Genomic DNA, 21177 nt, shown 5'->3' on the forward strand with positions numbered 1-21177 from the left:
AATTGTCACTCTCAAAAAATCTGTACTAAAGTTTAGGTTGCGATATTCATTCAAGCAAATAAGGAAATTTGCCTATGCAACCTGAAATCAACATTTCCCCTGGATGCAACAGGGGTGCAGTATTCACTGCGATGCTTGCCGGTTATAACCGGGCAATAGGTACGATAAGAACCATTACCAACACCCCCACCCTGCCCCTTTCCCGCCTGATTTACCAATGTTTACCTGCCACAGAACCTCTGTTAGAAAAAACACGTGAAGACTTTGAGAATGATTCTTACCCTTATAAATATTACATCGATCTCTTTATCGCGATAAAAATCATGAAATCTGACAAAATGAAGCCACTGCTTGTCAGGTTATATCGACCAGACAAGAATAAAACCTCAACGAATAAACAGGCCGTTAAGGATTTTATCGAATTGACAGGCATCAGCCAGGGTATTCCGGAAATAAATTATCGTATTTTTAAAAAACTGGTTCAAATTCTGGAGGATGGTGGCGCACTGCGTAAGCCACCCGAAAATATAGTACCCCCTGCCATATCACGCGATACCGTACTGTTGAATTTCTTCTCCTCATTTATTGCTCCGCAATTCATTACACTTCCGGTTATTAATGAAGGAATTAAAGCATTAGTGGTTTCTGGTATATCCCTGTTCTCACCTGGCCTGGCTGGGGCGATCAAATATGTTGATACATTTAACCCAATTAAGTTCTTCTTCCCGGATGTCAACCCTCATGAATACTCACAACGTTTACGCCGCGAAGCGATCATGGCGTATCATCGACGGCAGCAAGGCAGACAGCATAACAATAACTATTCTGCATCTCATCAGCATTCACCAGCCAGTGCTGTAACACCTGATGCACCGTTGCTCGGTGCCTCTGCCGCTGCGGTGCTGGCAGCTCGTGGCTCGGGCAGTGCCGCAGCTATCACAGCCGCCGCCGCTGCGCTGGTGACCGGTTCATATCTGGCATACCGGATTATCCCTTATTTGATCGCTGATAATAAAATATTTAGCGAAGAAGATCCCCCGGCTGAGAATGAAATAATCGAGGTACAACATGACGTGTTTCATGGTTCACAGCCGCAGAGTCTGAGCCTGACCAATACGACAACGCCTGAAATGATCACTTGCCTCAATACTATCAGTATCGTCCGTGAATTGTTAAATTCGGCACAGACCGGATTGAGACTGGTCGATGAGTTCAGCCAATATATTTTTGACGAACATTGTGATCTTAATATCAGGCATGCGGAACATTTGTTAAAGAAGATGGGGGTAACTCAATTCACTCCTCATGACCGGGATGAGATCAATGCCATATTAATAGACATTTTCTCTGTATTGCTCACTCCGGTAGGCAGAAACAATATTCTGAACCTGAACGCTCTGGTTTTTTCGGTAGGGAAAATGGTGATTAAAATCTGGCGCGATAATGCTTCCGGCAACCAGGATAACACCATTACCTATGCACTTGACAAACTTCGCCTGCATATTTCACGTATTCTTGTTAATACTTTAGGTCTTATTGATGAAACGAAAACCCGACGATTTGCTAACTATATAATCACCTTATCCGCACCTGACTTCATACAATTTGAAAATAATGGTCTTGGTGGAGAGAAAATTATATCTAAAAAGCTTAATAACTATTGGGTGTGTATGGGTGAAGAATACCCGAACAATAAAGCTCTTCGTTTCGGTGATTTTTACCGGGCGTTACATAAAGGAGAGCGCTTAGTGCATTTCCTGATAAGGGGAAGATTTTACAAAGATATTTTTTCGCAGGACCCCGATGGCGCCAGATTTGAAAATTATACCCGAACCGTCAACAAAGCGACGATGGAGTACCATGAACTGGATGTCACGCTGGAACGACAATTATTCCTGACGTTAAATGACATCATTATTTATCGATTTAACCATCTGGGTGTCGATGTCACTCGTCCAATGGATTTTGACAGAGCAACGTTCAAAATCCATCGTCACCCTGCCAGACATCTGGAATACCCTTACCTGCAAAACTGCAAAAGTTTACTTTGTGCGATCCGCAGCTTCCCCGACGGTATAAAGGTCGTTTATGAAAGCATGCCCAACTCTATTCCTGGCCCATTGAGAAATCATAAATATGACAGCAGCACCGTATTTACATTAAAACCTTATCCAAAACGGCTGGAATTACAGAGGGAATACCATGACATCTCATCAGAAATTGAGAAAGAACATATTCAACTCTATCAGCAGGTAGCAACACGGGCATTTTCTTTGATAACTGAGGACGACAGAAATTTTATTAATTCTCCCCACGTCAAACTTTCCATCATCGACCTTGATAATCACCGCTTACAACGCATCCGCTTTATGCTGACACATAAAGCCTTCAGATTGCTTCCCGAAATCGCACAGCGTATGTCCTATAATGTCCGGCCTTATTGCCAGACTGGTGTACTATTTTTTGCCAGAAATTACCAGACTCAGGAAACACGCATTTTCCAGTTAAATATAGAAGCGAGCCGTATTCAACTCCAACTCCCTGTAACCCGATTAGCCGTGAACAGTATGCAGGACATCACCGATCTGGGCGATAAATTTCTCAATCAACACTATGTCTTTACGGATGGACTCCTTTTCTGGGATCCCTGCGATGATATTATTGAACCTACAACATCATGGCTTGACCCACCAGAGAAAATGTGGGACTTCATTTCACAACACTATCAATATTATCGTGCAAAATGGTGTGCATACAGTAGACCTGATCATTATATCGTTGCBTTTTTTCACGGAGAGAGATATTGGAAAGGCTGAGGTTGCTATACCCCTCATAATTAATCATGCCGTCGAAAACCGCAAAAAATTACTTGAACTGCAAAAAGAAAAGATAAACACCGCCACAGAAACCGAAAGAGAAAAGGATGACCGCAAGGGGACATGGGGTATGATTGCTGATTATTTACCCCTGAAAGAATGTTATGAACTTGGCAAAGACATTTTTTATAATAGAGAAGATACCCTCTATACTTCTGCGTCAATCGATTGGTTACGAGCTGGTATATGCGCGCTTGATACGCCCTTTCCCCCGGGGGTAACAAAATCACTTAAAGCATTAGGGAGTAGCGTCAGGACACTTTATATACAGAGAATGCAAAAAAAACATCAGTTACGTGTACTGAATGAAAAAATAACCCTTGCTCTGAGCATGCCTCATTCCAGCCAACAAGATCCTTTGGCAATTTTCGCACCGACCAGAAAAGCGCTTGAGAATGAAATCAATGACTTAAACCTGTCACTTCGGCAATCACAGGAAAAAGTCGCCCATACATTACTCCAGCTGGCTTCTATCCCAAGTAAAATTATGTTTCCTGAGTCTAATATATCCCCGGATCGATCGGCACCTCTGGCCATACTTCCGGGTATTTTTGGTCGGTTAAAAAAAACACGCCCGGGCGTTATACTCAGACATGGGTGAATTGCCTTTTCAACGCTGGAATGCACCCGAATGGGAAAATAAATATAACATTGAAAATTTTGCCGTACCCATGCCTGCCAAAGTTAATATCACCTGCTTTACCGATGGTTCTCAGTCTAAAAACATCACCCTGAATGTTTTCGATATTCATCGCAAAAGCCCGCCGTTATATATGGAAATGTTTTTTTCTGCATTAAAAAACCCGGATGCACAGGAAATCATTGAGACCGCCATGGATGGAGGATGGCGAATTTCAAATGACTATGACCGCATGGCCATGTTCTGTTTTCGATCTTTCACTTTCCCTGTACGATTGTTTGTTAACAAAATATTAGAGTTAAATAGTTATTACAACCTTAATCAAAACCGAACCGATATCAATGCGGAGTTTTTTTATAACCACTTACAGAAAAATGCTAACAATAACAAAACCACACCACTTGAAAATGTTGTACTGACCGCAGAGCAAAATCTTCTTATCGACCTATCCATGAATGTCATTAATAAGACATTCAAGAGCAATATTCAGGCATTCGAAGCCAACTATCTGTTTTTGCTGGATGATGGCCTGATGAGAAAAGATACTGATTCGTTATTAAAATTGGTGGGTGAAGGAGAAAGTGCGCAGGCAGAAAAAACCCGGACGCAGCAAGATATACACTACGAAATGGGGCGATTCACCTTATATCTGACCCGTTCTTCTGCTCAGGAAAAATTTCACCTGGCGGTGATCGATTTTCTGATTGATTTCATCAGAGATACCATTGAACAAAACCCTGCCGCCATCAGTTTGTTTAGTGCCAGCATTGAAATATTTAAAAAACGTTGTGACGAATATCGTCTTGCTCATCCAGGGTCTGAACCTCCTTCACTGGCCGAGTTTATCCAAACGCGATTTCGGATGATGAAAAGGATAGAAGTTATTTATGAAATATATGCCCGTATTGAATACAGTGCCAAAGTGCTGGCTGATTACCCTATCGAAGAATGGTCAGGCACTGATGCCCAGGCTGACTGGCTGGCAGCTATGCAGGAATATTTATCGCCAGATATGCGTTTTCAGGATATGAAACCTTTTCTTGCTGATGTCACTAAAAGAGTGGTCGCTGACTGGCAAAAAATTCTGCGCAATGCAAGCATGGCACGGGAAACGCAAATTATTGATGCTGATGAGGTGAATTCTGAATTTATTTCGCTGGTCAAAAATGCTTTCAAAGAATGCTGTCTGATTCATCACTCTTTGTTGTTTTGCCAATACTATCTGGTTGATGAGGGCTGCTGGTTTACCTTCCTGACAAATGACTTTATCTCGGAAACCCATTTGCGTTCCCGACGCCAGGTGTACAGCGAACATCCTTTTGAGCCGCTGCCCATCACGCATGACAAGGAACTGCCTGACGCATTTAATGCGCAGACCGGCCCCTTGTTAGTCAGGTTTAACCAGAACAATACGGCGTTATATCAGGCGACGCTGAATAACGTCGTGCAAAATTTCATCTTTTTTTCGCTGCTGCCCTTCCATGACAGATTATATGGTCATCTGCTGACGCTCCCGACACCGGAAAAGATCACATCAGATGACATCGCATCCATGATGGATAAACTGATTGATGAAGAGGGTGAACTACAATCTGCCGAGATTATGGTGTTACAGCGTTATCTCCCCGCAGCAACATTAATCGACAACGACCGCCTGTTCAGACTGTTAAGTGATATTTTTCTGCTGAACGACCCCAGCATACCAAATCTCTATATCCATGTTTTGCATCAGCTACAAAGGGTGATGAATTTACCCTGGATCACTCTGGAGCAAATTGCTGATGAAAGATTTCTCAATCAACAATCGATTAATTTTGTTCAGGATTTTCAGCGCGCGCAGCCAGATACACAGGGACGGATACTGCTAGCCATCTCGCGTTTTATCAAAGCGATCGTACGCCATCATCTGGCATTTACCGGCGCATTAGGCAATATCGATCCCAGCCTGAAACAACTGGTGATCACTGATGCACCGGCACAACAACTCTGTATCGGTGCCATCATCGCCCATCAGCTTCAGGCAAATACACTGTCTCACGGATATTTACTGAAACTCTACAGCGCAGCCCTGTATGATCCGGGCTTTATTCCAGTCATCCGCGTCCCTCAGTTGGCGCTGCTAAGCATGTATGGCAATCATTACGCCGCTGATGCACTTCATTCCCTGAGTCAGCGGCTGTCCCATGCGGCACAAGGGCAAACGCAGGTCCTTGCCTGTGCCACAGGTAGCCAGAAGTTAGCCATTGAACTGGCTGAATTCAGTTTTGCTTCTGCCACTGCTGAAGCACATCAGCGTTTACTTGCTGTTGCTATCACCACCCTCAGAGACCTCCATAAGTTACTGACCCACAGCCTGCCCCCGAAGCTTGAGCAACCATTACGCCAGGCGCGCGAACGGGGAGAATTGCGCTTCAGCTGGTATTTGACCGCCGGGCAGAATGTCACCGTGGCTGGGATCGGTTTTGCCACCCCCAATCAAAATGAGGGATTGATAGTGCCCTTTGGTTTGCCGTTACCTGCCATCGGGCCGGTACGGCAGATGCCTGTTTCACGCAATGCTGCAAAATTAACCCACCTGTGCTTCGGTGATAATCACCAGGAAAGCATCCCCTTCACCTTTTACGAACTGACAGCAGAATCCCGGAAATATCCCACAAACGAAACGGTGATAACCACATTCGCCAATCTGGTGGAATCCTCATTGCGTCAGCAATTCCTGCAACTTGCACAGGCGAAAAATGCCACAGGCTTTGCCACACAACATCATCAGACCCAGGAATGGCTGACACGACATTTCCCTTTTTACGCTGCCAAACACAGCATTACTGAAGAAGTACAGTCCGAGCGTATTATCCAACTGGCCGCTCATCCCGACATCGTTAAATGGAAAAATCGTACCCTGCAAAAAGCGGATAACCAATCATCGGTAGACTATGTCGAGCAGGCTATTTCCGGGGTGATGGGAAAGTTTACCGACTGGCCAATGATTGCGAAGGCATTAAGAACCCGCTGGACAACAGATGACACATATTCTCCTGACGCCCTGCCAGCCACGGGGTTTATGGGCGTCTGGTGGGACCCAATAAGTTATGTCTGTTATCTTGGTTTTGGCACCGGAAATGAACGCTCTCTGTATGCCAGCCTGGCGGGGAACCGCGCAGGTTTGTACTTACTGACCGATAATGATGTGCATCGCCGAATCTGGCAGTCGCTCAGTTTGCGCTCAGAACTGCAGAATGAATATCAGGCATTCCGTAGTGGAAATCTCACGGCGCGGATCTTCTTTGAACACAATGTGCGTCAGGCATGGCAGCAACAGCAGGCAACGACAAGCGAAAACTGGCAGCTCATGCCAGCACAAAGCGCAACTGAGCTAATCCGCCATGGTGTGTTATACCCCGTTTCCTATCTGCAGCCTGAAACCCGGCAAAACGATACCTCGTTGAAACTCACCCCCTATACTCTGCAATTTCACACTGGCGATTTGGTCTTTATATTCAGTGAAAACAGCTACCGCAACGTCAGTTACCGTTTTCTTGACGCGCAAGGGAAACTTCAGGTATTCCCCCTCGGGCAGCTGGACTGGCCACGCCAGATACAGGCTGCGGATGGGACATCTTCCGAAGCGTTATTTAGCACCACGATGGAACATTTCCTTGCGCGGGAACAGAGACAAAAGTTGGCCGATTTCCTGCCATTGCTGACCAATCCGCAACAGCAAGTTATGCAATCTGCGCTGTTGAATGGGCTGGTTACACGGCGGAATTACATTCACTCGCTCAGTAACGTCACCGCCGATATCCCGTTTCGTTTTGAATTCAGCCTGGGCGGATTAATCGAACTTGATCAGGCTCTGAAACGCAGCGGAACCAGCCTGAGTAACGAGATTCATCAACATCGATTGAATGAACGTCCCTATGCAGAGCTGAACCAGGATACCTGCGATATCTTTTCCTGGCGCAACGCTGATCTTTATGATGTCGCAACATGCAACCAGACTCTGGAAGCACTGCACAAAAAAAATGAAACCCTCACCCGACTGGTATATATCCTGCAAAATCATCAGGTGCTGCAAAGACACCCTGAAATCAGCAGCTATGGTTGGGTAGAGCAAGGTCGTAAGATACTTTCCCGCGCGATTACCGCTATCGAATGGTTTACATCCAGCAGACCGCGCCCCATTGATACTGATGAAGAAAACACGCGACTGCACCAGAATTACCTGGCGCTCAATAACTTCTTTAGTTATTACGACGAGCAACCTTATGTGACACCCGAAGTATTCATGGACGAATGGCAATATCACCTCGACCAATCCTGGCTGCCTCGTGATTATCAGGCGTGGATTCGGACCTTTGCGCAACTCCGTTTGCTGGCGGCAACCATCCCTGATAGTCGTCGTGCCAGTGACCCCTTTCTGCAATTAAATGAACAAAGCTGGCAGGGACAGACGTTGCAAAAATACGCAGGACAGTTGCAGCACATTATCAATGGTGCGCGAACCTACTGGTTGCAGGTTCATAAACCTGAAAATCTAATGTTAATCAGACCAGAGACCTCCCCCCTCGATATCAGTTTGTCCTCAACAAAACATGAGCTGCCAGTTCGCCTGATCGTTTCTGTCAGGGTGGGTGATGCAGCAGCCACAGGCAAGGCACAGCCCTTGTTGCTCTCCCCTGATCACGCAGGAGACATATTGCTGGCCAACGCATCTCCGATCACCGCCACGCATACAACCGTTCGTCTGGCGGGTATTCACGGTGAGCCACAACGTGTGCGTGAATTCGCAGCATGGGCCAGACATCGTCTGGCCGGACCGATATTTATGTGTGAACTATCCGGATCAGGTTTTCTCTTCCGATTGCAAAATAGAATCCAGCAGGTGATGACAACGGAGGCACAGGGCTGGAATGCCGCTGAACAAAAATTTTATGCTGCGGCTGAGACCATTCAATTTATGAAAGCAGGGGATTTTAGCGCGGCTGATCGTTTCCGCTATCTCGACTTTTTTAGCCATCTTTTCACCAGCGAAATTCTGGTTATGCGCCTGATCATGCCCGACCCAGAAATGGTCTTCGGCTTAATGTGTGACGCTGTAAATTCTCTGCACCCGGAACAGGCAGACGAGGATGTGTCCATGGCATGGTTTATGTTCAAAGAGACTTTTGCTGTCGCGGCGACCGGGGAAGATCGACGTCCTCCCTGGTTGATTGGCATATAACGGCTCCAACATAAATCCCTGATAATTAATATGCATTGCATGATCTTTGCCATGTTAATTATTTGTTGCCATTGTTGTTACCCGTATCACATAAAGTAAAAAACATAAAACCTGAAAGAAATCCCGCAATTGTCTCGCCACGCCGCACTTTCTATAACTAAGCGTCGGAGCCAGGGAGGGTGTCATTGACCCTATGCGATACAAAGACAGGCGGGAATCTTTATGCAAGCAAGCTTAACGATTAAAGAGAAAATCAGTTACGGACTGGGTGATATGGCCAGCCATATCGCCATTGATAACGTCATTATTTTCCTCACTTTTTATTATACCGATGTGGTGGGCCTGCCTGCGGTATTTGTCGGCACCCTGTTCCTGCTGGCGCGCGTGGCCGATGCGGTGATCGACCCGGCCATGGGCATGGTGGCAGACCGCACCCGTTCTCGCTGGGGCAAATTCCGGCCCTGGCTGCTGATGCTCGCCGTGCCATTCGGGGTGAGTTGTATGCTGATCTATGCGGTGCCGGAAAGCCTGTCGCTTAGCGGCAAAATGGTTTATGCCGCCGTCACTTACAGCCTGATGATGCTGATGTATACCGCCATCAATATCCCCTATTGTTCGATGGGGGCAATTATCACCTCCGATGATAATCAGCGCATTTCGTTGCAGTCGTGGCGCTTCTTTCTCGCTACGCTGGGCGGTGCCATGTCTACCTTCCTGATGATCCCGCTGGCAACCTGGCTGGGTGGTGGCAACAAGCTGGAAGGCTACTTTGCCGCGATGTCGATTATGGCGACGCTGGCAACGCTGATGTTTTTTGTTTGTTTCCTCAATACCCGTGAGCGCGTCAGTGCACCAGCCAGCCATAGCCATTTCCTGACCGACCTGCGTGATCTATTGCGTAATGATCAGTGGCGCGTGGTCGCCCTGCTGGTGTTCTGCAACATTTCCTTCGGCGTGGTGCGACTGGGAGCCATGATGTACTACGTCACCTATTTTCTGGGTGATGCCAGCCTGTTTATGTGGCTGCTGGCGGCGCATATCGTCGGCAAAAGCGTCGGCAGCGTGCTGGCAAAGTTGCTCACGCGCCGCCTGAACAAAATCACCGCCTTTACCCTCAGCGCCATAGTGTGCGGCGTGCTGAGCATCAGCATCGTGTTTCTCCCTGCCACCGTGGTGTTGCTGGTCGGTATGACCTTTATCGTCTCCAGTTTCTACCAGGTCACCACCACCCTGATGTGGGTAATGATGTCAGACGTGGTGGATTATGGTGAATATCGCCAGGGGAAACGCCTGGATGGCACCGTGTTCTCCACCTTGCTGGCAGTGCTGAAAATGGGCATGGCGATCAGCGGGGCCATCGTCGGCTGGACCCTGGGGTTGAGCGGCTATGTCGCGCAGGCTCCACATCAGCAATCCTCCGCAATGATCGCCATTGTCGCGTTATTTTCCGTTATTCCCGGCCTGCTGGCGCTGCTCAGTGCGCTGGCGATGCGGGGTTACAAACTGAATGACGCCCTGATGCGCACCATCAACCAGAACAAAGTGTCGGCGCAACCTGCCGCCACCGGACCGACCGTTTTACAACCACAGGAGTTGTCATGAGCGAATTACGTGCCGAATCCCAGCGTATTGTCTGGACCTTTGATCGTCAGACACTGGTTATTGAACCCTGGGGGGCAAATAGCCTGCGGGTACGTGCCACCTGCCAGCCGGAATTGATCGACAACGACTGGGCGCTACTGCCAGCCCAGCCTTGCGAGGTTGAAATTAAGCGCGAAAATGAATCGCTCAGCCTGCGCAATGGCAACATCACCGCCACCCTGAACATACGTGGTCAGCTGGCTTTCTATAACCAGCATGGCGAATTGCTGCTGGAAGAGTTCTGGCGTCAGCGCAGCACCGTCGGCATTGGTGCATCTGAGAAAAGCCAGGATAAATACATCAGCGCCCTGAAACTGGATGGCCGCAGTTTTCGTCCGATTCCCGGCGGAAAATATCAGCTGAGCGTACGTTTTGAAGCGCGTGCCGAAGAGAAAATCTACGGCATGGGGCAATACCAGCAGGATTGTCTCGATCTGAAAGGCTGTACGCTGGAACTGGCGCAACGTAACTCCCAGGCAAGCGTCCCGTTTATGGTTTCCAGCCTCGGTTATGGCCTGCTGTGGCATAACCCGGCGATTGGTGAAGTCACTTTTGGTAAGAACGGCACGCGCTGGCAGGCCGAGGTCACTGACCAGATGGATTACTGGATCACGGCAGGCGATACCCCGGCAGCCATTGTCCGTCAATATGGTCAGGCCACCGGCACGGCTCCGATGATGCCTGGCTTTGCCACGGGTTTTTGGCAGTGCAAATTACGCTATCGCACCCAGCAGGAAGTGCTGGAAGTGGCGCACGAGTATCGCCGTTTGCAACTGCCGCTGTCGGTGATCGTTATCGACTTTTTCCACTGGCCGAATCAGGGAACCTGGTGCTTTGATGCCCGCGACTGGCCGGACCCAGGCGCGATGGTGCAGGAACTGAAAGCAATGGGCATTGAAACCATGGTTTCGGTGTGGCCGACGGTGGACAGTCGCAGCGAGAACTATCGCCTGATGAAATCAAAAGGGCTGTTGGTCAACAGCGAACGTGGCGTATCGGTGAACCTTGATTTTATGGGTAATACCACCTTCTTCGATGCCACCCACCCCGCCGCACGTGAGTTTGTCTGGCAGGAAGTGAAACGTAATTATTATGACCTGGGTATTCGCACCTTCTGGCTGGATGAGGCTGAGCCGGAATACCGTGCCTACGATTTTGACAACTATCGCTACCATCTTGGCCCGGTGCAGGAAGTGGGAAACATCTACCCGCAGCTGTTTGCCCGCGGTTTTTATGAAGGGCTGCAACAACAGGGCGAAACAGAAATCGTCAATCTGGTGCGTTGCTCCTGGGCAGGAAGCCAGCGTTATGGCGTGCTGGCCTGGTCAGGGGATGTGCATTCCTCATTTCATGCTCTGCGTAATCAGTTCACTGCCGGGCTGAATATGGCGATGGCCGGTATTCCATGGTGGACCACCGATATCGGCGGTTTTCAGGGCGGCAATATTCACGATCCCGCCTTCCATGAACTGTTGATTCGCTGGTTCCAGTGGGCCGTGTTCTGCCCGGTGATGCGTTTGCACGGCTACCGCGAGCCACAGATTGAACCGAATGAAGCATGGCGCGATGGTATCGCCCAGTGCAACAGCGGTTCACCGAATGAAGTGTGGAGCTATGGGGAAGAGAATTTCACCCTGATGAAAAGTTGCCTGCTGCAACGCGAGCGGCTGCGTCCCTATATCGACCAGTTGATGCGCGAGGCGCACGAATTAGGCGATCCGGTGATGCGCCCGCTGTTTTATCACTATCCGCAGCAGCCGGAAAGTTGGCAGGTGGAAGATCAATATCTGCTGGGACGCGACCTGTTAGTTGCGCCAGTGCTGCATGCTGGTCAGCGTGAACGTGACATCTGGTTGCCCGCCGGGGACCAGTGGATTGCCCGCAATGGCGAACGCTATCAGGGAGGACAACGGATTAAGGTTGCGGCCCCTCTCAGTGCCATTCCGGTATTTCTGCGTGAAGGAGGTCACGCAGATGTGCTGCATCACGAATAAATAAATCAACAGATACAGCGCGAGCGATCGCGCTGTCTTTAAAAACATCCGCCGAATAAAAATCTAACGACTATAGTTATCAATGAGAGAACAATGATGCCCTGATGAATATTAACTGCAAATAAGGACGTTTGCCGATGAACTGCGATCTCCATTCTTCTGCCATTTCAAAAGGTGAATCCTGTTTAAAGCAGACAGTCACTTGTTATAATCTCGCTCTGGGAACAATAAGGACAATAACCAACGCACCCTGTATCCCCTTATCCAATCAGATCCACCATTACTTATCCTCCCTGATTGCATCCGTTTCACCTCAGACCAACAAAAACGAAGACGATTTTCGCAATCAGAGTTTCCCTTATCAGAATCATCTCTATATCGCCATCGCCGTACAGATTATGCAACGGAGCGACATAAAACCGCTACTGGCACAGTTGTATACGGAAGATGATCACTACATTAGTCATTTCCTCTCGCTGTCGGGTATCAACTGGGGTATACCCTGCGGAGTAAATCAGGATATTTTTGCGCAACTGGTTTCAGTGCTACACCAGGGTGGCGCACTGAAAGAAGCACCGCTCCCGACCCGTCATGCTGACAGCCACATTCCTCGTGAAATAGTCTTACTTAATTTTTTCTCGTCTTTTATTTCACCCAGATTATTCACCCCGGCGCTGGTGAATGAAGGTGTTAAGGGGGTACTGATGTCAGCCATCACCCTGATATCACCGGTGGCTGGCGGTGTCATTAAGATGATTGATGGCTTCAACCCGCTGACGACACTTTTTCCTCATCGCACAAATAATATTTCGCGTTTGGTTCGGGATGAGACGAACAATATTACGACACTGAAAAGCGTATTCTCTTTCTTGCCCACAGGTAAGCAAAAGCCACCATCACACGATTATTCAGCGTCAGCCAGCGCAACAACCGTCAATACCCCGCTGCTGGTTGGAAGTGCAACACTGGCACTGACACCACACCCACAATGCGTGGTAAAAACGATGGTGGGTATCACCTCAATAGGATTAGCCGGGGCCTACACCCTTTACCGTTATTTCTCTTCTCCACCAGAGTTTACTGGCCTGGTGCAGAATAATGACCTTGCGTTGAATAGTGAGAACAATAACCTTACCCACAGTGTATTTTATCCAGCGAGACCCGCCAGCCTGAGCCAGCTAAACCCGAATGGACGGAAAAAGACCTGCTATGATATTGAACGTGCGATACAGGAACTTCTCTCCTCAAATAAAAATGGCCTGAGATTGGTTGATGAGTTGTGTCATTTTATTTTCGATCAATATAGCGATTTGAACATATCACATGCCCGCAGGTTATTGAAAAAATGGGAGATCAAGAATTTCGGTCCTCACGATCGCACCGAGATGTCGGTATTACTCACGCATATTTTATCGGTATTACTCACCCCTGCGGGTAAAAAAGAGGTTTTCGATCTAAACAATCTCATTTTTTTGACAGGAGAGGAAGTCAACCAAATCTGGCTGAGAAATCTAAGGAACAGACCACAGGAAACCATCAATGACGCGCTAAAAGAGATACGCTTATTTGTATCAGCACGTCTGGTGAAAGAACTTGGCGCAGTTGATTTAACTAAAGCCGATAAACTGATCGATTATATCGTTTTATTATGCGCCCCCGATCTCATCCAGTTCCATAATAATAATAAAGGCAATCTGGATGTGGTATCGAAGGAAGGTTATTATTACTGGAATTATCTGGGAAAGGAATATTCAGACAACAATTATGTTTACCACCAGGACTTTAACTTCGCTATAGAAGAAGGCAGGAAATATGGTTTTTATTTGCGCAGACGAAAGTTCTATGATGGCATCGAAAAGTTATCCCCGGTAAGAGAATTATTTGAGAACTTCACCAGCAGTATTAATCAGGAATTCATTAACTATCATGAGAAAGATGTTAAGCTTGAGCAACTTATTTTCCCCACTTTCGATGATATTATTGAAGATGCTTACCGTGAAAAAGGCGTCACTGTCTTTACGCCAATAAACTTTGACAGAGAAAGCCTGCGAGTTAACTTACAGCCATATATAGATAAAGATGATGAAGTTGAATACCTGCGCAAATGCAAGGATATCCGTCAGGTCATCCGTAGCTTTCCGGATGGTATGGATGTATTACGACGTCGCCTGCCTAACCTAGTGCCCTATTCATTGCGGAGTTATACGTCAGATGACAGCTCTTTATTTGTTCTCCGACCGCATCCAAAGCGAGACGAGTTGAAAGAAAGCCATGAAAGAATTTATCAGGAGATCTGTCAGCAACATAAGTCGTTGTATAAAGATGTCGTGCGCATGGCGTTTGAAATGGATCCCAATTATCACTTTTTCTCTGATCCCCTGGTTCAGATTAGCGTTGTAAAACTGGATAGCAGGCGTATACAAAAAATCCGTACCATGTTCATGCCCAAATCTTTCAGATTTCATGCCCAAACCATGTTACAAGCAGCCTATAATCCGCGAAAACATTATCAACGCGGCGTGATTTTTATTGCTGAACATACCCAAACCAAAGAGAAGCGATTTTTCGCCGCTAATATAGAAGCCAGCCGAATATATCGACAACTTCCCATCATCTCACTCAATATTAATAAGACAGAAGATATAGCCCGTTTATCGAATGAATTTCTTGATGGACATTACAAGTTTCACGATGGCAAGCCTTTCTGGGATCCCTGTGATGAGCAACAAGCGTTCAAAACATCCTTACTCAGCCCGCCGGAAGAAGCGTGGAATTATATCACCGAGCGATTACAGTTTGTTAAATCCATCGCCTGCAAAGCCACCCGCTCAGAAAAAGAGATTGTCCCACTGTTTACAGAAAAAAAACTGGGAAACTCGACAGCCGCTATCCAGCGGCTACAAAAAGAAATGTTAGATATGCGTGACGAATATTTAGCCTATGAAAAGGAAGAAATAGATACCTCACGAGAGACAGACAGAGAGCGCGATCTGAGAAAAGGAAAATGGCAACTATTTAAAGAAAAACTCCCCCTTTATAGCTGCATTGAGATGGTTGATGATTTGCTGGTCCCGCATGAAGATATCGTTCTGACATCATTATTAGAGAATGTGTTCCAGGGGGTGCTATGCGCATCTGATGCCTACTTAATAAGTTCTCTGGCGAAAAAGTTAACGGGTCTGGAACAAGCGTTAAAAAAGTTATTTTTGCAAAAAACGAGAAAGAAAATACAGCTGGATGCATTGAACAATAAGTTGGCAGTTTCTCAGTCAGCCCTGAAATTGCACCCTTCATTAGAAATTTCCATAAATAATTTAAGATCGGAAATCGTTCTTCTGAATAGAGAATTAAAATCCACTTATGATGATATTTTTCTGACGGGTGTAGGTCTGGCAGCTAAACCCACAGAAGTCATCTATCCATTATTTAGCTTTGGTAGCGGAAAAACATTTATTTTTCCATTAGCAGCGGGCATTGGCAAGAAAGAGTTGAAAGAATTCAAGTCCGGTCTTAAATCCTATACATTTTACCCCTGGATAAAACCTTCTGCGAAAGAATTACTGGAAAAAGAACACCACATACTATCAAGTCCTGAAAGAAAGAACATCACCTGCTACTCTGATGATTCCCAACCGCTGAATATCACAACGAATATATTTCACATTCATGAAAAACACCCCATACTCTATCAAAAAACTATTCTTCGCCATGCTAAAAAACCCCTGATATTCAGACGATTATTGATACTGCCGACAGTGGTGGCTGGAAGATCGCTGATAACTATGACGAAATGGCCATGTTTGTTTCTAGAAGTTTTATCGCCCCGTCTGGCATTATATCGGTGAAATCATCGATCTTGAAAACATTACAACCTTAACCCTAATGAGAATGCATTAAATGCCGGACTGTTTTTTGTACTATCTGAATGATAATCTCATCAGCATCACGCCCTTCTCCAACCTGATATTAACTGCCGATCAAAATCTTCTCATCAGGCAATCCGTTAAAGCCATCAACAGTACCCTGGAGAGCGATCTTCAGGCATTCCAGTTTAATTATCTGTTCACATTGAAACAAATTTTATTAAGTGAGAATATAGAAGCATTATTGCGACACTCAGATATCACTGAGAAGGAAATAAATCGCAATCATAAAACCGCCCTGCAAAACATGCATTATAAACTCGGAAAAACCACCTTATACTCCACGCATTCCGCCATACAGGAAAAATTTCATCGCGCAGTCATTAATCACTTTACTCAGGCTATGACGCAGACCATCCGGGAACGTCCCTCAGCCATAACATTATTTAGTGCAAATATCGAAACGTTCAATTATCGCTGCGCACAATATCGCCAACTTCATCCCAATGAAGCGATCCCTTCACTGGCTGAATTCATTCGTCATCAAATCTGGATGGAAAACGAATTTGAAAGAATCTATCAACCTTTCGCACGGATAGAGTACAGTGCGAAAGTGCTGGCGAACTATACAGAAGATAAATGGCTCAGTGCTGATGCGCAAACTGACTGGCTGGATAGCATTCATGAATATTTGCCACCACAACTTCACAGTCAGAATCTTAAGCCTTATCTAAAAGATGTGACACGGAAAGTATTGACAGACTGGCAACATGAGCAACACCAGAGTGCCAGCAAAGATGCGCTAAAACTCATTATTAGCGGAAACGTCAACCCTATTTTTATCTCTCTGGTGCAGTCCGCGATGCAGCAATATTGCGCGACCTATCCGAAGTTGTTATTTTGTCAACTTTATCAAATTGATAATGGTAGCCGCTTTACCTTCCTGAAAAATGACTTCGTGACTGAAGCACCACAGCGTTCCAGACGCCAGCTATTTAGCGAGCATCCATTTTATCCACTGCCGTTACTGGAAGAAGAGAAATTAACAGACATTATCATCTCCTCATCGCCACGCTGGCAGCCTGAGAACAAAAGGAATAACACCCGCCAATATCATAAACAATTAAATGTCATCGTTCATAAATTTATCTATTTTTCATTCAGACCATTCCATGAGCGTTTATATGGTTTTACATTCACCACACTGGCACCTGAAGACATTGCTGAAAATGACGCTGCAACCCTGATTAATACCCTCATTGATGACAGCGGAAATTTTATTGCCAGCCAGAGAAAAGTGCTGCAACGTTACCTGCCTTCAGATGCAGTTATCGATACAGATCGCATGTTGAAACTGTTAAGCGATATCTTGAGGTTAGTCCATCCATCCGCACCTGATTTATATGAATTTGTCTTTCGCCAACTGCAAAGCCTATTTAACTCACCAGGAATGACGTTAACACATTTAACAGACAGGGATTTTATTACCACTCAGGCAAGAAACTTAACCCAGCGTTACCAGCAACAATTAAAAGTCAGCAACGGTGTGACATCGCTGGCGATCAACCGCTATATGACCGCCGCTATTCAATATCATCTCGCTTTTGCTCGCTATTTAACTGCGATCGATACAGAAATGGCGGATATGCGCTTAAAAGAGGCTTCTGCGCAGCAACTCTGTCTTGGGGCGATTATCGCGCAACACTTACAGCTGGAAAGTGCCAGCCATGTTGCCTTACGAAAACTGTTCAGCATCGCAATGCAGGATGCCGGTATTATTCCAGTTAGCGCGCATCAACAGATCGCCTTGCTTACCCTGCCAGGTCGTCATAGCGGAGAAGATACGCTCCATTGTCTGGCTTCCTGCCTGGAAAATACCGCCAGCAGACAGCTACAGTTGGTGGCATGCGTTAATGCCAGCCAGCAATTGGCGGCGTATCTGACTGAACTCCAGTTTGATCCCTCATCAGCAGAGCAACAGCAGCAATTGCAGACCCTGGTTCAGGCGGCGATACAAAGTCAGCAGCAATTGCTGACCAGCGCCATGCCAGCAAACTTAGAACAGCCATTCAGACTGGCACGCGATCGTGGCACTTTACGCTTAACCTGGTATCTGACAACAGGCAGAAATAATAGTGATGCTCTGACTGTGGCAGCGATCGGCTTCAATATTTCCGATCAGGATAAAGGTATCTTGTTTCCTTATTCCCTTCCTCTTCCCCTCTCCGGGACATTTCGCCAGCGGCCGACGCCGCAGACAGATGAAGCACTGACAGCGATTTGTTTTGATCCTGGCATCAGGGATAGCGTTACGTTTAATTTCACCACGGTGACACCACCAGCAGTAACCCAGCGTCACAAGAATGACAGCATAATAGCCACGTTATCCGACTGGATGACGCTTGAGGCAGGAAATCAATTGCGACAGTTCACCTCAATACACAACGAGGCAGACTTTGTTCGCACGAAAAATGCAATGATGAACTGGCTGCTACGCCATTTGCCCTTTACTGGCTCGGATAACTTGCTTGCCGAGCAGCTTAAGTCAGAGCGCATCATAAAACTGGCCTCACAACCCACCGTTAATAAGTGGAAAATGCGCACCCTGGCAAAACCGCAAAATATGTCAACGGCCCATTACCTTGCAGACGCCATCACCGACGTGATGGGAGAATATACTGACTGGCCTGCTGATGCCTCTGAATTAAGAACCCGAAACGCCAGGGTGAGGACCCTTTCTGCCGATGAACTGCCGATGACGGGTTTTAGAGGAGTCTGGTGGGATCCGATGAACGCCGTGTGTTATCTGGGCTTTATTAATGAAAATGATCGCCAGCTGTATGCCACTCTCGGTGAAAATCGTGAGATTTTATATCCGCTGACAGATGAGTCGGTACATAGCAGAATCTGGGCTGCGCTGAGCCTGCATAATGAATTGCAGGATGATTATGCCGCCCTGCGTCGCGGGCATCTCACCGCACAGAAGTTCTTCGAACAATCTGTTCCTGTGGCCTGGCAGCAACATAATGGGAATGCCACGGAACACTGGCATCTGATAGATAATAAACAGGCCAGCCAACTTCTCCGTCAGGGTATTCTGACCCCCCACCGTTATTTACAACGTGCTGACGGACGCAATGACACCCGCTCACAATTAACGCCTTATGCGCTGCAACATCACAGCGGAAAAATGGTGTTTATTTTCAGCGAAAGTGATAACCAAATAGCCCGTTATTGTATGTTGAATTTGCAGGGCGAGCTTCAGGCATTGCCTGCCAGATTCGCTGACTGGCCACATCTCATTCGCACTTCCGATCATGTTTCATCAAAATTGCTGTTCAATGCCACCATTGAGAGTTTTTTAGATCAGGAGCAACGCGAAATACTGCCGGGGTTTCAGCCATTGTTGAATGACACCCAGCGGCAACAGCAAAAATCTGCGTTGTCAGGCCAACAGGCCACGCTGCGAGAGCATTACCGTTTAATCAGTAACATCACGGCAAATATCCCCTTTCGTACGGTGGTCAATGCTGAAGGGCTGATTGATATCGATGTCAATTTAAAGCGGCATGGTCGCACGCTGAATGACGAGCTGCAAAAACGTATCCATGAAGCAGTGGAATTTAATGACCGAAACTGGAATATCTTTGCATGGCGAGAGGATGATCTTTATGACGATTTGATTTGCAACAACACCCTCAAGGTTCTGAAGAAAAAACAGGCGCTGTTTACCGCATTGAATGATTTAGTGACGCATGATCCTTTCCTGACATTACTCCGGACGGCTGGCCTGATTTCATGGATTGATACCAGCATGGCTTATCTTGTCCGGATTATTGCTGCTATCGAGTGGTTCAGATCCCCAGCTAACCTCCCCGTGCCTGCCGATAACCTGGCATCGGGCCTGCATCTGGACGCTCTCGCGAAAAACATGTTTTTCCGTCATTACGGAGAACAACCTTATGTCACGCCGGAATTATTTGCCGAGCCATGGGAATTTAGCGTTGAACGGAATCGTTCGATCCTGCCCTCCCCCTTATGGCAGCGGGCATTAGATCAATTACGTTTGATCGCCACTGCACTACCCGATAACAGCTATATATTTAATCAATTTTTGTCGCTACCGGATAATTTATCGCAGGTGGCGCAGATGCAGACTTATGCCAATCAATTTCAGCACGCGCTAAACAGTACGTTAAGTTACTGGCGGCAACCTCATAAGGCGCAGCATTTGCTATTGATCCGACCACAAGCGTTGATGTCTACCCGCAACAATCATCCGCCCAGCCTGATTGTCACAGCGGGGGCGGGCCATTTAACCGCAGGGGAGCCAGCCCCAGCGATATCGCTCTCTCCTGAGCAGTTTAACGATATCTTGCTGGTGCAACCGGGAGAGTCTTCAGAGCTGCGTCTGGCAGGGATTAATAGCGATCCGATGACTGCGGAGGATTTTGCCACCTGGAGCAAAAGTCGCTTTGCTGGCCCGGTATTTATGAATGAACTTTCTGGCCCGGCATTTTTATACCGGCTGCAAAACACAATCGAAGCGGTGATCGCCACTGAATCGCAGCAATGGAGCACCGAAGAACGTGACTTTTATGCTTCACCCGCCACCACGCGATTTTTGCAACTTACCGATTTCGACATGGCACGCAAAAGCCACTACCACGATTTCTTCCGCGCGTTGTTCGCCAGTGACGTGCTGGTGACCCGGTTGATTTTGCCTGATGTCGAAATGGTTTTTGGTTTGCTGTGCGATTACTGGAAAACACGCTATCCGGAACGCGCCGGGGAGGATGTTTCGCTGGCATGGTTTCTCTTCAAAAACACCTATGCAGATCTGACAGCGGAGTCGCATGGCCAACCGATCTGGCTGCTGGGGGTGTAACGGCGCATTTTGCGCCGCGATAATGTTGAAAATAGCGCGATAAATCGCGCCGCT

The 21177-nt window shown here is 47.0% G+C and carries 7 protein-coding genes; all 7 read left to right on the forward strand.

The window, feature by feature from the left end; genetic code table 11:
• Positions 1–74 precede the first annotated feature (74 nt).
• Entirely contained in the window at positions 75–2816 is a 2742-nt protein-coding gene (locus HA50_RS30175; protein ID WP_084881062.1) for a hypothetical protein, read from the forward strand.
• On the forward strand, positions 2779–3477 hold the full coding sequence (locus HA50_RS30180) for a hypothetical protein (RefSeq protein WP_084881063.1): 699 nt from the start codon (positions 2779–2781) through the stop codon (positions 3475–3477). The genes HA50_RS30175 and HA50_RS30180 overlap by 38 nt, the downstream gene beginning before the upstream one ends.
• Positions 3470–8737, forward strand: a complete 5268-nt coding sequence (locus HA50_RS30185) for a hypothetical protein (RefSeq protein ID WP_084881064.1) — start codon at positions 3470–3472, stop codon at positions 8735–8737. Before HA50_RS30180 ends, HA50_RS30185 begins: the two co-directional genes overlap by 8 nt.
• A gap of 222 nt (positions 8738–8959) precedes the next feature.
• Complete coding sequence (locus HA50_RS30190; protein WP_084881065.1) at positions 8960–10339, forward strand: glycoside-pentoside-hexuronide (GPH):cation symporter; 1380 nt, start codon at positions 8960–8962, stop codon at positions 10337–10339.
• Positions 10336–12372: a glycoside hydrolase family 31 protein gene (locus HA50_RS30195; RefSeq protein ID WP_084881066.1), complete on the forward strand. Its 2037-nt coding sequence runs from the start codon at positions 10336–10338 to the stop codon at positions 12370–12372. Before HA50_RS30190 ends, HA50_RS30195 begins: the two co-directional genes overlap by 4 nt.
• A 137-nt stretch (positions 12373–12509) precedes the next feature.
• A complete protein-coding gene (locus HA50_RS30200; RefSeq protein ID WP_084881067.1) occupies positions 12510–16217 on the forward strand; it encodes a hypothetical protein in 3708 nt (1235 codons plus the stop codon).
• Positions 16218–16284: 67 nt separating this feature from the next.
• Positions 16285–21123, forward strand: a complete 4839-nt coding sequence (locus tag HA50_RS30205; protein WP_139811101.1) for a hypothetical protein — start codon at positions 16285–16287, stop codon at positions 21121–21123.
• Positions 21124–21177: the final 54 nt, after the last annotated feature.

It is taken from the genome of Pantoea cypripedii, assembly GCF_002095535.1.
GTDB classification, from domain to species: Bacteria; Pseudomonadota; Gammaproteobacteria; order Enterobacterales; family Enterobacteriaceae; genus Pantoea; species Pantoea cypripedii.

What these genes read in the sequence shown, in the direction of transcription:
- HA50_RS30185 (WP_084881064.1), top strand. Translation starts at nt 3,470, where the DNA reads ATGGGTGAATTGCCTTTTCAACGCTGGAATGCACCCGAATGGGAAAAT.
- HA50_RS30190 (WP_084881065.1), top strand. Translation starts at nt 8,960, where the DNA reads ATGCAAGCAAGCTTAACGATTAAAGAGAAAATCAGTTACGGACTGGGT.
- HA50_RS30195 (WP_084881066.1), top strand. Translation starts at nt 10,336, where the DNA reads ATGAGCGAATTACGTGCCGAATCCCAGCGTATTGTCTGGACCTTTGAT.
- HA50_RS30200 (WP_084881067.1), top strand. Translation starts at nt 12,510, where the DNA reads ATGAACTGCGATCTCCATTCTTCTGCCATTTCAAAAGGTGAATCCTGT.